General features: G+C 64.7%; 12 protein-coding genes and 1 pseudogene. 6 read left to right on the forward strand and 7 right to left on the reverse strand.

The features are described 5' to 3' along the window. Positions 1-166: 166 nt before the first annotated feature. From ACVMIH_RS27370 to ACVMIH_RS27380, 3 genes are read left to right on the forward strand one after another with little or no spacing between them, the layout of a single operon-like run. A complete protein-coding gene (locus ACVMIH_RS27370) occupies positions 167-481 on the forward strand; it encodes an ArsR/SmtB family transcription factor (RefSeq protein WP_016841428.1) in 315 nt (104 codons plus the stop codon). Continuing rightward, the gene (locus ACVMIH_RS27375; protein ID WP_456864090.1) at positions 478-834 is read left to right on the forward strand and encodes an SRPBCC family protein; all 357 of its coding nucleotides are present in this window, start codon (positions 478-480) and stop codon (positions 832-834) included. The genes ACVMIH_RS27370 and ACVMIH_RS27375 overlap by 4 nt, the downstream gene beginning before the upstream one ends. Before the next feature lie 55 nt (positions 835-889). Further along, entirely contained in the window at positions 890-1,516 is a 627-nt protein-coding gene (locus ACVMIH_RS27380; RefSeq protein WP_316395421.1) for an ATP-dependent Clp protease proteolytic subunit, read from the forward strand. Between the two features lie 28 nt (positions 1,517-1,544). On the opposite strand, the gene ACVMIH_RS27385 is transcribed toward ACVMIH_RS27380, so the two are convergent. The 6 genes and pseudogenes from ACVMIH_RS27385 to ACVMIH_RS27410 all read right to left on the reverse strand — a co-directional run bounded on the left by ACVMIH_RS27385 (position 1,545) and on the right by ACVMIH_RS27410 (position 9,280). Further along, positions 1,545-3,350, reverse strand: coding sequence for an alpha/beta fold hydrolase (locus tag ACVMIH_RS27385; protein ID WP_456864093.1), 1,806 nt, complete (start codon positions 3,348-3,350; stop codon positions 1,545-1,547). Continuing rightward, complete coding sequence (locus tag ACVMIH_RS27390) at positions 3,347-5,875, reverse strand: glycoside hydrolase family 2 protein (RefSeq protein WP_456866564.1); 2,529 nt, start codon at positions 5,873-5,875, stop codon at positions 3,347-3,349. Before ACVMIH_RS27390 ends, ACVMIH_RS27385 begins: the two co-directional genes overlap by 4 nt. 26 nt (positions 5,876-5,901) lie before the next feature. Beyond that, positions 5,902-6,900, reverse strand: a complete 999-nt coding sequence (locus tag ACVMIH_RS27395; RefSeq protein ID WP_456866566.1) for a DUF1839 family protein — start codon at positions 6,898-6,900, stop codon at positions 5,902-5,904. 1 nt (position 6,901) lies between these two features. Continuing rightward, a pseudogene (locus tag ACVMIH_RS27400) lies at positions 6,902-7,826 on the reverse strand (amino acid--[acyl-carrier-protein] ligase). Between the two features lies 1 nt (position 7,827). Next, positions 7,828-9,030: an acyl-CoA dehydrogenase family protein gene (locus tag ACVMIH_RS27405; RefSeq protein WP_456864096.1), complete on the reverse strand. Its 1,203-nt coding sequence runs from the start codon at positions 9,028-9,030 to the stop codon at positions 7,828-7,830. Between the two features lie 4 nt (positions 9,031-9,034). Beyond that, positions 9,035-9,280, reverse strand: coding sequence for an acyl carrier protein (locus ACVMIH_RS27410; protein ID WP_057020315.1), 246 nt, complete (start codon positions 9,278-9,280; stop codon positions 9,035-9,037). Between the two features lie 658 nt (positions 9,281-9,938). On the opposite strand from ACVMIH_RS27410, the gene ACVMIH_RS27415 reads away from it, so the two are divergent. The 3 genes from ACVMIH_RS27415 to ACVMIH_RS27425 all read left to right on the forward strand — a co-directional run bounded on the left by ACVMIH_RS27415 (position 9,939) and on the right by ACVMIH_RS27425 (position 12,369). After that, positions 9,939-10,277: a P-II family nitrogen regulator gene (locus ACVMIH_RS27415; protein WP_024583097.1), complete on the forward strand. Its 339-nt coding sequence runs from the start codon at positions 9,939-9,941 to the stop codon at positions 10,275-10,277. A 39-nt stretch (positions 10,278-10,316) separates the two neighbouring features. Continuing rightward, positions 10,317-11,765, forward strand: coding sequence for an ammonium transporter (locus ACVMIH_RS27420; RefSeq protein WP_057020316.1), 1,449 nt, complete (start codon positions 10,317-10,319; stop codon positions 11,763-11,765). A 199-nt stretch (positions 11,766-11,964) separates the two neighbouring features. Beyond that, positions 11,965-12,369 carry a GFA family protein gene (locus ACVMIH_RS27425; protein ID WP_057020317.1) on the forward strand — a complete coding sequence of 135 codons (405 nt, stop codon included), beginning with the start codon at positions 11,965-11,967 and terminating at the stop codon, positions 12,367-12,369. 164 nt (positions 12,370-12,533) lie between these two features. Here the strand turns inward: ACVMIH_RS27425 and ACVMIH_RS27430 are convergent, their stop codons facing one another. Continuing rightward, positions 12,534-13,007, reverse strand: coding sequence for an NUDIX domain-containing protein (locus ACVMIH_RS27430; protein WP_253588397.1), 474 nt, complete (start codon positions 13,005-13,007; stop codon positions 12,534-12,536). Positions 13,008-13,032 lie beyond the last annotated feature (25 nt).

A 13,032-nucleotide genomic window follows, 5' to 3' on the forward strand; every position in this document is an offset into this window, starting at 1 on the left:
GCGGTGGCAGCCGGACTCACGGGGCCAGGACGACGACACCGGCCACCGCGAGGGCGAATTTGTAAAACAACCCCATGCAAAGGACCCGAGCGCCGCGACGTCACGAAGTACGGCGCGAGCAAGGTTCGGGCTTGCACGACACATAAGTGTATGCTTATGTGTCGTCATGGTCGACACCGACATCTTCAAGGCGCTGGCCGATCCGACCCGCCGCAAGGTCTTTGAGAAGCTGGCCGGCGGCAGCCTGAACGCCAGCGCCTTGCGCGACGGACTTGAGATCAGCCAACCGGCGATGTCGCAGCATCTGGCGGTGCTGCGCGCGGCAGGGCTGGTGCGCGAGCAGCGACAGGGCCGCTTCGTGAATTATGAGGTCGACCCGGACGGCATCGCCAGCATCGGGACCTGGCTTGCCCGCTACCGCGCCTATTGGCCGAAGCGCATCGAAGCGCTCTCCGATCTGCTGAAGGACATGGATCAATGAGCGACACAGTTGAGCCTGATCATGCCGACGCCGACCTGATGCTCGAATACGAGCTCGATGCACCGCCTGAAAAAGTATGGCGCGCGGTGACCATTCCGGCTCTGCGCGAACGCTGGCTCCCGGATTGCGATCTCGCGGACGCTGAACCCCTGTCATCGATCGCTGGCGAAGAGGTGCGCTTCCGGCTGCGCGAGTCCGAGCCGCCGTTTCGCGAAAGCCATGTCACCTTCCGGATCGAGCCGAACGAGGCCGGCGGCACCCGCTTTCGCATCATCCAGCAAGCCTGCGACATCAGAGGAAAGCAGCCGCAACCGGCCAACAGCAACAACCGCTGCCTGATGCGCGCGGCCTGATCACAAACCTCGTCACCCGCTGAAACTTCATCACCTGCAGCAATGGAGGTCGCCGATGCGCGACATGATGCAACTCGTCCCTATGGTCGTTGAACAGTCGAGCCGCGGCGAACGTTCCTTCGACATCTATTCCAGGCTGCTGCGCGAGCGCATCATCTTCCTGAACGGCGAGGTCAATGATGCGATGTCCGGCCTGGTCTGCGCGCAGCTGCTGTTCCTCGAAGCCGACAACCCCAACAAGCCGATCAACCTCTACATCAACTCCTATGGCGGCGTGATCACCAGCGGGCTTGCGATGTACGACACCATGCAGTTCATCAAGGCGCCGGTGCACACGCTGTGCATGGGCACGGCGCGCTCGATGGGGTCGTTCCTTTTGATGGCCGGCGAGCCCGGTCACCGCGCCGCGCTGCCGAATGCGAGCCTCCACGTGCATCAGCCGCTCGGTGGCTTCCAGGGCCAGGCGTCCGACATCCTGATCCATGCCACCGAGATGCAGGAGACCAAGCGGCGCATCATCCGACTCTATGCGCAGCACTGCGGGCGCACCGAAGCCGACGTGGAACGGACCCTGGATCGGGATCACTTCATGTCCGCGCAGCAGGCGCTCGAATGGGGATTGATCGACAAGGTCTTTGCGGCACGCGACGCCGCCGAAAAACATGATCCGGTGCCGCGTTGATCTTCGTCGCTGGAGCGGCCAAACCGTTTTATGACAGCGCCATCGATTTAGGCTTCACCTCGGCATGCTGCACCGTGACCCGCACGGCATCGGGACGGCTCGATCCTCCGCGCCTGCCGCCGCCGCGGTGGTCGATCAGGCGCGCGACGACAGCGCGCCGCGCATGACGAGGCGTCAGCGAATGGTCGGCGTTCGGCAGCGTCAACCGCGTCACTCCAGGTATACTTGTGAGCCGTTTGCCGTCCTGACCGAAATGCCGTGCGATCTCCTGCAGGCTGAGATCGCCGTCCGAGGTGACCATGAGGACGCGCACGCCGCGGCTACAAAGCTCGCGCATCCAGCGCTCGACGCGGTTACGACCAAGCAAGGCGGACGGATGCATCGCCGACAGCGTCGACTTGACGGCTTCCAATCCGCGCCGCACCAGCCGCCTGGCGCTATCTGACACTGACAGCTTCCAGGCGGACTTGGTCGTCATCGCAGACCCCTCCTCCGGCCCGACCTGCGGCTGGCTTCCGCGATTCGCCTTGGAGGCTTCGTATGCTTTCCAGGCCGTAAGCTCCAGCGCGTAGGAACTGTTCCAGGCAAAGCAGAGCGGGTTGATCATGGTCAGGGCGCGGACGCGGCGGTCCGCGCGCGCAGTGTGAAAGGCCTGGAAGGCGCCCGAGCATATGCCCACAAGCTCGACTTTGGCAAAGCCCGCCCGCTGCATCCAGTCAATCGCCGCGCCGACGTCGAAGCGGGTGCGGGAATCATAGAGGAACAGACGATTGCTCCCGGCATCGTCGCTCAAGCCGAGGCCCGGCAGGTCAATGCGTAGCGACGCCACGCCGGCGGCGGCAAGCTCGCGCGCCGCCTCGACCGTGCCGCGCGCCCAACCGACATGCGGCACGCCGCCGGAGTTGAGGAAGATGACCGGATCGGCCGCAGCATGGCCGTCACGTGGCCGGGTCAGCACGCCACAGATCAATGGCGCCTGCCTGATCACAACCGGCTCTTCCGTGTAGTGCGATCCCTCCAAAAGCTCGCGGCCGGTCAGGGACTCGACGCCCTGAGCTACGCCGGCGACGGCCCGGTCGGACAACCAATCCGCCCAGCAATCGACAACGTCGGCCGGGATCCGGTTCGCGGTCGGGTCGCACATGAGCAGGTGATGGTCCTTGAACTCCGCGATTGTCGCGCCTTCGAAAGAAGTTCGACCGTCGCGGATTTCAGAGCCTGCCAACGGCTTTCCGTTCGCGATCAAAAGCATCGGCAGGGGCGGAAGGGCCGCGACGGCCCGCCGCCAATCCAGCCTCGACAGATCGGCGAGCGTCTCATGCGAAAGCCGGAAGCCGACGGCCTCGCGTCCCTCGGCGAACGTCGCGTCGCTTGCGGCGCTCTTGGCGAGCGATCCATCGATCACGCGCGACATCGCGGTGATTTCGCGCACATAGGCTTTGCCGGAACTCGGTGGCGCAAGCAGCGCAAGGCCTGCCACATCGTCCCGCCCTGCCGCAGCGAGCGGGGCCAGCAGCGCGCCGAGACGGAAGCCGGCGAGGATGACATCCTCCACGCCGCAATCCCGCTTCAACCGGTCGATCGCCGCGCCGATGCTTGCGGTCCAGGCCATCACCCGGCCCGGCGCCGAATGGTCGCCGGCAGCGTCGCCACAGCCGGGATAGTCAAACAGCAGGACAGGCAGGCCCGCGGCGGCCGCCCTGTCGGACAACAGCTTCAGGAATCGGCGACTGCATAGATCCTCATGACCATGTGCGCCGGCGATGACAACGCCCCGCCGCCCCTTCGCTACGTTCAGCCAGCCGATGGTGTCGGCAAAGACAACTGGTTTCATGTCATGCTCCCGGCGGACTCCTTGGTCCGCACGACTTCCAATTCTTGCGCTCTCGGCACCTCGTAGCTCGCGTCGCGATCGGCATTGAGCGCCGTCACCGCGCCGCCAGGCGTCGCCAGGGGCGGACCGTCAAGGCCGACCTCCCGCTCGATGCCCGGCATCAGGTGGAAATTGTTCTCCGTTGGAACGAACCGATCGTCCTGGATGGAGACGTGGTAGGCCGCGCGTTTGCAGGCCAGCCGCAGCCGCCACACGTCCTTCCGACGCACCAAACTCACAGTCAGGCCCACGTCGCGCTGCGCGGTCATGACACCCGGCAGCACATGGAAGGCCTCGGCAAAGACCTTCCCGTCGTCGCCTTCCAGCCTTGCAACGGTGACTTCATGTCCGGGCGGCCCGAAGCGATAGGCGTAGGAAATATCGAAAAAGGCGCCGAGTACCGAGAAGGCCGAAAGCGACAGGCCGCCGTGCGCCGGCACGCTGATCGGTTGGCGCGCTGACACCACCGGCGTGACGCCGTCCCGCAGACAGGTCAGCGATAATGTCGCCCGAACGGTCTTCGCGGTATCGTTGACGGCATGGACGGTCAGCCCGTTGACGCCCTCGTCGCTCAGGATCAGCCGTAGCGGGGCAAATGCGCGCCTCAGCCCGTGCCAGACGGGCTTCGGCCGGCCGGTCGAATCGACCACGCCCCAACCCGCGCCCGGCCGCAAGTCCTTCCAGAAGAACAACAGCGCTCCGGCCGTCGGCGAACAGGGTCTGCGCCATTCGTCGATGGTGCGCTCCACCACCTCGGTCGTCACCGCACGGGAGAGTTCGAGATAGCGTCTGGTATTTTCGATGCGCAGCCGGCGCGCGTCGACGGAAAAAAGCGTTTCCAGATAGTGCTCGCGCACATCCTCGAAGTCCCACGACGCGCCGACGTCGCGCGGCACACCCGCCTTCCAGCGCGGATCGTGCACCGGCGGCACCGGCAGATGCGCATCCAGCGTTGCCTGGTCAGGCACATTGGCAAAGGCAAGGCATTCGCTCGCGAAACGCACTTCGGCCCGGCGCGCGTCATCCAGCGGGCGGCAATAGGCGCCGACCCCGTAATAATGCATCGGCCCGCCATCGGCCGTGAAAGGCAGGTTGCCGCCGGATGGCGATGACGTCACAAGCACCAGGTCGGGACGCTTCGCTTCGGCGATGGGGCGCACCACCCTGTCGAACCAGGGCGTCGGATCCATCGACATCGGCATGCCCATCATCGCCGCTTGCTGTGCCACCTCGCTGCCGCCGCACAGAACGGCGAGTGACGGCGAATGCCTGAGCCGCCTGAGCAGGTCCTCGACCTCGCGCGAGAGCGACGCGCACCAGGCGTCGTCCTTCGCCGGATAGTCGAAATTGGCGAGCATCAGGTCCTGCCAGACCAGGATGCCCATCTCGTCGCAAAGCTCGTGAAACGCGTCGCCCTCGTAGACGAACGTGCCGCCGACCCTGAGCATGTTGACGCCCGCCCGTCGTGCAAGATCGAGGTCGCGCGCGATCTCTTCGCGTGAGGACGGCAGCCGCACCAGGTCGGACGGCGTCCACACCGCGCCGCGACAAAAGACGGATACGCCGTTGACGACCAGCCGAAAGTCGCGCCCGTCGGTGCCGCGATCGATCTCGATATGCCGGAAGCCGACGCGGCCGAGCGCTACTCGCATCGAGCCGAGCGTGACGACAACCTCGTGCAGCGCCGGATCGCCATGGCTGCTCGGCCACCATGGCGCAACGTTCGCAATATCCAGTTTCGCCGTCAGCCGCGTCGCTGTCTCCGAGGTCAATGCAGCGACAGCGCCCGCGCAGGCGACCGTGGCCGGCGCGTCATCAAACGGCTCGATCAGCGTGATCGCGATGGAAAGATGCCCTGTTGTGCCGACGAGGTCGGCCTGCATTTGCACATCGCGCACGCCTTGCCCGTTGGTATCGTGGATCAGCTTGATCGGTCGCCATGGTCCGACGATGTCGAAGCCAGGGGACCAACCCGGCATATGGCCGATCAGCGTGGTCCGTACGAGCCTCAGCCGCTGATCGTCGATCATGCGCGGCCGCCAGCGCGCACGCGGACCGCTCAGGGTTTCCAGATGGCGGTCGAGGCTGCGGAATGCGATGGCCAGTTGCTCGCCGCCGGCAAGCGTCAGGGCCACATCATGGCGCTCGAACATCGAGGTCGAGGACAGCACGAGGCGATCGTCGAGCCAGACCTCTGCAACCGTCGCCAAGCCGTCAAATACGAGACGGGCCGGGCCGGCGACATCGAGCCGGCGACGATACCAGACGTCCTGGTCGTGCAGCGGAGTGGGATGGTTGCGGTCCCAGCGGCCAAGCCGTTCCAGCGCAGCAGCGGCCGTGCCGGGGCACGCCGCCTCCAGCCATTCGGCGCTGCCGTCGATCGCCGCCGGAGACGCCCACGCGCCGGCCGGCGAGACGACCATGCACCAGCCGCTGTCCAGAGGCTCGGCCGTGTCGGTCGTCGACACCAAAGCGTCCATACACATGCATTCCCATGACCGGCAGGCCGGTCCTACGCTGCCTTGCTGGCGAGATCCGCCATGCGACTGTCCAGAGCGTCCATCACCGTTTGCCAGGCCTTGGCCATCGGCCCGATGGCGTCCGCGAGCCCATCGAACCGATGCCGGGCCATGGCGCGGGCGAGCTTGAATTGCATGACCTTGGCGCCCTCGGCGATTGCCGCGGCGGCTTCGATCGCCTCGGCCAGACCGGTCTCGCCGTGCCGTCCCAGCCATTCCAGATGACTGGAGAGGAGTTCGAAATTGGCGCCCACCTGCCGCAACGTGTTGAAGGCGTAGATGTGAAAATACTCCGGTGACCGGGCGGCCAGTGCCTCGGCATGGCCGCCGAACACGGCCGCATAGGCATCGAGCGGATTGCGCTTCGGCCTGCGCCGCAGATGCTGCGCGAGGATTTCCGTGGCCGCACTGACCGGATCGCGCGAGGGGCGCGTGGTATCGAACTTGACGAACTCGGCATAGGGAAACAGCGGCAGGCCGCCGGCCGGCGCGCCGTTGCGCTGCCCGAAAATGCCGTCATAGTCCTCGCCGTCCAGGGCGAAGTAGCCGTCGTTGTGGAAGTAGGCCATGTGGCGGCGCCCGGGATCGAGCACGTTGACGCCGATCGTCGTCTTGGAATGGCCACTGCGATAGGTGATGCCCTTCGTGTCGGGCAGGTAGAAGGCATCGACCTCGACCAGCGGCAGCCGCCCGCGCTCGATCTGATTGAGAACGTGCGCCTCCAGACGATCGAACACGGACAGTTCCTGGATATCCAGGCCGGCCAATCGCTGCAGGTCGGCCGTCGGGAATTTGAAGAACGTGAACTGGTCGCCTTCGAAGTCCTGCGCCACGGTGAAGCCGAGCGCAGCGACCGGGTCATTCCCGTTCGCATGCATGACTTCGATCAGAAGATCGATATAGCAGTTGGTCTGCGGCCATCGCCGCTCCGGATCGTGTAGCCGGTGCGGCTTGTAGTCGGCCGGATCGAGCCCGGCGATGGCACTCTGCATTTCAGTTGCCCCAAAGCGTGTCGCGCACGGAAGCCGGCCATGCCTCGACGTCAGGGCCGTGATGGCGGAACAGCGCGAGCGCCACGCGCTCCAGCCCGAAGCCGACGCAGGCCGAGTGGCACAGGCTGCCATCCGCGAATTTGAGGCCCCAGGTCTGGCCAAAATGGTCGCGATGATAGTTGAAGGACAAGCAGGCCGTCGGTTTCTCGATACTGGTTACCGGGATCAGCAGCTCGAACTTGAGTCCCTCGTCGCGCTGGTTGTTGGCCATCATCTTGCCGCCGCGACCGAAGAACGGATCGTTGGCGAGGTCAACTTCGCATGGCAGGTCGAGGGACTCGATCATCGCCTTGCCGCGCTCCAGCCAGCTTTCGCGGAAGGCGCACACCTGCTCGGCCGTCCCGATGCGGACGAATTCGCGCATGCGGAACAGCTGCATGCGCGGCGGGATCCTTGGAAGGCTCATGACGGAAGCAATAGGAGGAAAGCTCGAACAGCACACCGTCATCGGGCACCGGACCGCGCGCGGCAACGGTCGGATAGAGCGGATAGCAGGCGGCTGGCGTCAGCACGACGTTCGTCGCCTGCTGCAGTTCGGTCCAGTCCTCTCCCGCAGCCATCATGCCGAGAAGCTGCGCATGCTCGCGCTCGCCGCCCATGAAGGAATGCACGCAGCCTGCAAGCTGCGGGAAGCTTTTCATATAGCCACTGCCTTCAAGCGTGGCGCGGCTCATGCCCGGCGGGAAGTGGATGCGGGTTGCCTTGTCTGGCGCTCCTATGCTGGTCACGAGCCGCTCAAAGCGCTCGATCACGTCTTCGAAAACGCCGGAGCGGCCATAAAGCCCGTCTACTCCGGTCTTGAACAGGATGCTCTTGTCGAACAGGGTGTCGAGCAGGCTCTTGGCATCGAACGTCTTGGCGTCCATCTCAACCTCTCAGGCTGGTGTCAAAGCGGCTCATCAGCAGGAGCGTCGCGGTGTTGGAAAGAATACGGTCGTTCGAAATCATCAGCGGCGCTGAGCTCACATCGCGCAGGTGCCTGCCGACGCTGAACGGCGTGCCGTTCTTGTAGCCGACGATGCCGTTGACCAGCATGGCGAGCCGCACGATCGCCCCGGCCTTCTCGCTCGCAGCGACCTTCAACGCGTTGATCTCGGCGGTAAAGCCAATCGAGGAGAGCGCGTCGTCATTGCCCTTGGCCGCATCGAAGCGGTCAATGGCCGCCGTGAGATGACCCTTCATCTCCTGAAGCAGGGCGGCTGCCTCGGCGAGCCGAAGTGCACCCGGCGGCAGACTTCCATCCGCCTGCTTGCGCGCCGCAGCCCTGACGAATGCTTGCGCGCGATTGAAGGCATCGGTGGCGATACCGAACCAGGTCGCTGCCCAGAAGATATGCGAGCTCGCCAGCATCGACTGTGCCGCGATCTCCGAGAACGGCTTGGGGAAAATCTGCGCCGCGTCACCGTGCGCGACGAGATGAAAACCGTCCGAACAGGTGCCGCGCATTCCGAGCGTATCCCATACGGAGGTGCGCTCCAGCGTGCGGTTCAGGTCCGCGGGAATGACAACCATCACCTGATCGGAGCTTGCCGCGTCGGGAGCGCGCCGCGCCGTGGCAAGAATCGCGTCGGCGTGGCGGCCGTAGGAAATAACGGTTGCTTCCTTTGTCAGCGAGAAGCGGCCGTCTGCCACTTCGACCGCACAGATCGAATTGCGCAGATTGCCGCCGATGCCGGCTTCCGTGGTCGCCGAGGCCATCAGCAACTGCTCCGCCGCAATGCGGCGCATATAGGCCAGATGCCAGTCGCTGGCGCCGCCATGGCTGACGAAGCTCGACGTCTTGATCTGGTGCATGGCGTAGATCATGGCGCTCGAGCCGCAGGCCTGGGCGAGCTGAACGATCAGCTCCGCGATCTCCATCGTGCCCAATGCCTCCCCGCCATGCTCGACGGGAATCGCGACGCCGAGCAGGCGCTCGCGCTTCAATGCTTCGATGGTATCGGCCGGGAAGCGGCCCTCACGGTCTACCGCATCGACCTGCTGCGCCGCGACCTTGGCGACCCGACGCATGCGCTCGGCCGGCGTGGCGGCAGAGGCCGGCACGGGCTCTATCTTTCTCACCACGCTCATGGTCTTACGCCGCCCGCTGTGTCAGCCGTGAAACGGCGTCCGCGACGTTGGCGAGCGACGAGAAGGTCCGTCGCGTGAGCATCGCTTCGGGAAATTCGATGTTGAACTCTTCCTCGAGCGCCAGCATCACCTGCACCGTGGCGAAGGATGTCAGCCCTGCGTCATAGAGATTCGTGTCGTCGGTGATTGTGTTGAAATCCAGCGAAATCATCGGCTGCTGCTCGAGCAGCGCGCGGATACGATCAATCATTGGTTGCCCCACCTGTCATTGAAGTTCTTATGCGGCGGCAATAGCGCAACGACGGCAACCGCGGCGTTAACGCCGGAACGACAATGTTACAGACAGCTAACGATCGGTAACGAGCGCCGGCAAAAGTCCAGCATTGCTGTCCGGGCGGGCGTACCTGATGCGAGCCCTTGTCCGCTTCGCGCAGAACGACGCGGCGAGGATGCCCGCAACTGTCTTCGCGCCGGTCCCGTTTCGGGTGGGAACCCAAACAAGCCGATGAAGCCCAACATCAAATTCCCATCGCGCAATCGTCCGACAGACGCCAATGGCGAAATGATCGAGAGGGTGTTCGCGGACCGCGGGGCGGGCCCGGAAGCCCTCGCCGGATACCGCCTGCTGCCCCGCGGCTGAGCAGAATTGTGTCCGGAGTTAGCCGTGCCTGCGTTCTAGACAGGTCTGACCATATTTTAGGCGCGGCGGAATAGCGCAGGGGCACCTCCCACCCGTAAAGCGGGAAAAGGTCCGGATTCATAATCCATTAGCGAGCTCCGGCCGTTTGGCACGGCATTTGATTCTAAGGCTCCAGGCTGTGCCCGCGTAGTGGATGTCCTCCGCGTGGTGAACCTCAGTCGAAACTCCCGGTGTTCATTCGCACCGGGCCCAAGCGGGGATAGGACTCATGAAAATTGTTATGGCGATCATTAAGCCATTCAAGCTGGAAGAGGTCCGTGACGCCCTGACCGCCATTGGCGTTCACGGTCTCACGGTGACGGAAGTCAAGGGGTACGGCCGTCAGAAGGGTCACACGGAAATCTATCGCGGCGCCGAATATGCCGTGAGCTTCCTGCCGAAGATCAAGATCGAGGTCGCGGTCAACTCCGATCAGGTCGACAAGACCATCGACGCCATCACCTCCGCCGCCAAGACCGGCCAGATCGGCGACGGCAAGATCTTCGTCATCAGCCTCGAACACGCCGTGCGCATCCGCACCGGCGAGGCCGATGCAGCGGCCCTCTGATTTCGCGCTCAAACCTTAAGACCTCAGGAGTGAAATAACATGACGTTCAAGCGTCCCTATGGCGCGGGACTGGCGGCCCTTGCAGTCGGCCTGTTCGCCGCGACCGCCGCCTACGCCGAGCCGACCGTCAACAAGGGCGACAACGCCTGGATGCTGACCTCGACGGTGCTGGTGCTGCTGATGACCATCCCGGGCCTCGCGCTGTTCTATGGCGGCCTGGTCCGCTCCAAGAACATGCTCTCGGTGCTGGCGCAGGTGTTCTACACGGTCTGCCTCGTCACCGTGCTCTGGGCCCTCTACGGCTACAGCCTCGCTTTCACCGGCGGCTCCGACTTCATCGGCGGCTTCTCCAAGGCCTTCCTGATGGGCGTCACGCCGGACTCGAAGGCGGCGACCTTCTCGGTCGACGCCAACATCTCGGAACTCATCTATATGTGCTTCCAGATGACGTTCGCGGCGATCACGCCGGCCCTCATCGTCGGCGCCTTCGCCGAACGCATGAAGTTCGCGGCGATCGCGCTGTTCATCCCGCTCTGGGTCACCCTGATCTATTTCCCGATCGCGCACATGGTCTGGTACTGGCCGGGCCCGGACGCGATCCAGGATGCCGCCAAGGCGCTCGCCGCTGCGGCTGACGGCGCGGCGAAGACCGCGGCGCAGGCCAAGCTCGACGAGATCAACGCCGATGCCGGCTGGATCTTCAAGAAGGGCGCGATCGACTTCGCGGGCGGCACCGTCGTGCACATCAACGCGGGTATCGCCGGCTTGGTCGGCGCGCTGCTGATCGGCAAGCGGACCGGCTACGGCAAGGAGCTGATGGCTCCGCACTCGCTGACCATGACCATGATCGGCGCCTCGCTGCTCTGGGTCGGCTGGTTCGGTTTCAACGCCGGCTCCAACCTCGAAGCCAATGGCGGCGCTGCGCTCGCCATGACCAACTCCTTCGTGGCCACTGCCGCGGCGGCGCTGGCCTGGATGTTCGCGGAATGGATCATCAAGGGCCATCCCTCGCTGCTCGGCGCGCTCTCGGGCGCGGTCGCGGGCCTCGTCGCGGTGACCCCGGCGGCCGGCTATGCCGGCCCAATGGGCGCCATCGTGCTCGGCCTCGTGGTCGGCGTGGTCTGCCTGTTCTTCTGCACGGTCGTGAAGAACGCGCTCGGCTATGACGACTCGCTCGACGTGTTCGGCGTCCACTGCGTCGGCGGCATCGTCGGCGCGCTCGGCACCGGCATCCTGGTCAACCCGGCGCTCGGCGGTGCAGGCATCATCGACTACACCGCGATCCCGCCGAAGGTCGCCGATTACGACTTCGCAGCGCAGATGATCTCGCAGGTCTGGGGCGTCTGCACCACGCTGGTGTGGTCGGGCATCGGTTCGGCGATCCTCTACAAGATCGTCGACGTGATCGTCGGCCTGCGCGCCAACGTCGAGACCGAGCGTGAAGGCCTCGACATCACCGAGCATACGGAGCGCGCCTACAACATGTGAGTTCTCCCGGGACTCTGGCTCCCTCCGGGGCCGGGTCCAGAACTACGGTCCGGACACATACCCGGCAATGTCCGGGCCGTTGAGGGGCTCCAGCGCAAGCTGGGGCCCCTTTCTTTTTTCCGCGGCTTGAGAAAATATTGTCGGAATTGCCTGCCATTGTGGAATGACAGGCTACAAACAACGAAAACGGGAGGACGTCATGAAGGTGCAAGGCAGGTGCTATTGCGGCAACGTGCGCTATGAGGCCGAGGGCGAGCCGATGATCGCGGCGCAGTGCCTGTGCCGCGAATGCCAGTACATCACGGGCGGCGGACCGAACATGTTCATGGCGATGCCGACCACCGGCTTCAAATACACCGCCAGCGAGCCCAAGCAGTTCACCCGCAAGGATCTCGACCGCGCCGTGACCCGCGAGTTCTGCCCGGAATGCGGCACGCATCTCGTGACCAAGGTGCCGGGCCTGCCCGCCACCATCCTGAAGGTCGGCACCTTCGACGACCCCTCGGTGTTCACCCCGCAGATGACGATCTACACCTGCGACAAGCAGACCTTCCACCATGTGCCCGATGGCAAGCCGTCGTTCGAGAAGCTGCCGGCGCGGTAGAGGTCACCCATCGCGCGCGTAGCCCGGATGGACCGGAAAATTGGAATCGTCATGGCCGGGCTTGCCCCGGCCATCCATCCCGCTTCGCAAGACTCTGGCTTAGTCGATGGATGCCCGGGTCAAGCCCGGGCATGACAAGTTGTGGGTCACGCCATGGAGCCGCGTCAGTCGATCAAAACTTCCTCATCCGGCAGCTCGCTTGGCGCGCCGTTGCACAAATAGCGCTCCAGGATGTCGGCAAGCGACAGCGGCGTGAGGCGCTCGCTCGCACCGGATAGGTCGGCGATCGGCCACCAGCGGAAGCAATCGAGCACGCGCGCCTCGGCCTCGTCGGCCATCACCGGCGTGAAGCGATCCGCGTGAACGATCCGGTATTCCTCTTTCTGGGAAATCCGCCTGCCGCCCCAGTTGAAGGTGTGGTGCCGCCGCCATATTGCGGGCCCGGGCTCGAAATCGATCAGCTCCAACTCCTCGGCCAGTTCCCGCTGCAACGTCGCTTCAGCCGTCTCGTCGCCCTCGACGCCGCCGCCCGGCGCGATCCAGAAGCAGTCGCCGCCGTGCGGCGAGCGAATCCGCATCAGCAGGACTTCGCGCTCGCCGGTGATGATGAGCGCCCGGACGGCGCGGCGGTGGATCATGTCTCGGAGCAATTTCGATGCGGTG

This window comes from Bradyrhizobium sp. USDA 4503 (assembly GCF_054055815.1).

What these genes read in the sequence shown, in the direction of transcription:
- ACVMIH_RS27370 (WP_016841428.1), top strand. Translation starts at nt 167, where the DNA reads ATGGTCGACACCGACATCTTCAAGGCGCTGGCCGATCCGACCCGCCGC.
- ACVMIH_RS27375 (WP_456864090.1), top strand. Translation starts at nt 478, where the DNA reads ATGAGCGACACAGTTGAGCCTGATCATGCCGACGCCGACCTGATGCTC.
- ACVMIH_RS27380 (WP_316395421.1), top strand. Translation starts at nt 890, where the DNA reads ATGCGCGACATGATGCAACTCGTCCCTATGGTCGTTGAACAGTCGAGC.
- ACVMIH_RS27385 (WP_456864093.1), bottom strand. Translation starts at nt 3,350, where the DNA reads ATGAAACCAGTTGTCTTTGCCGACACCATCGGCTGGCTGAACGTAGCG.
- ACVMIH_RS27390 (WP_456866564.1), bottom strand. Translation starts at nt 5,875, where the DNA reads ATGTGTATGGACGCTTTGGTGTCGACGACCGACACGGCCGAGCCTCTG.
- ACVMIH_RS27395 (WP_456866566.1), bottom strand. Translation starts at nt 6,900, where the DNA reads ATGCAGAGTGCCATCGCCGGGCTCGATCCGGCCGACTACAAGCCGCAC.
- ACVMIH_RS27405 (WP_456864096.1), bottom strand. Translation starts at nt 9,030, where the DNA reads ATGAGCGTGGTGAGAAAGATAGAGCCCGTGCCGGCCTCTGCCGCCACG.
- ACVMIH_RS27410 (WP_057020315.1), bottom strand. Translation starts at nt 9,280, where the DNA reads ATGATTGATCGTATCCGCGCGCTGCTCGAGCAGCAGCCGATGATTTCG.
- ACVMIH_RS27415 (WP_024583097.1), top strand. Translation starts at nt 9,939, where the DNA reads ATGAAAATTGTTATGGCGATCATTAAGCCATTCAAGCTGGAAGAGGTC.
- ACVMIH_RS27420 (WP_057020316.1), top strand. Translation starts at nt 10,317, where the DNA reads ATGACGTTCAAGCGTCCCTATGGCGCGGGACTGGCGGCCCTTGCAGTC.
- ACVMIH_RS27425 (WP_057020317.1), top strand. Translation starts at nt 11,965, where the DNA reads ATGAAGGTGCAAGGCAGGTGCTATTGCGGCAACGTGCGCTATGAGGCC.
- ACVMIH_RS27430 (WP_253588397.1), bottom strand. Translation starts at nt 13,007, where the DNA reads ATGATCCACCGCCGCGCCGTCCGGGCGCTCATCATCACCGGCGAGCGC.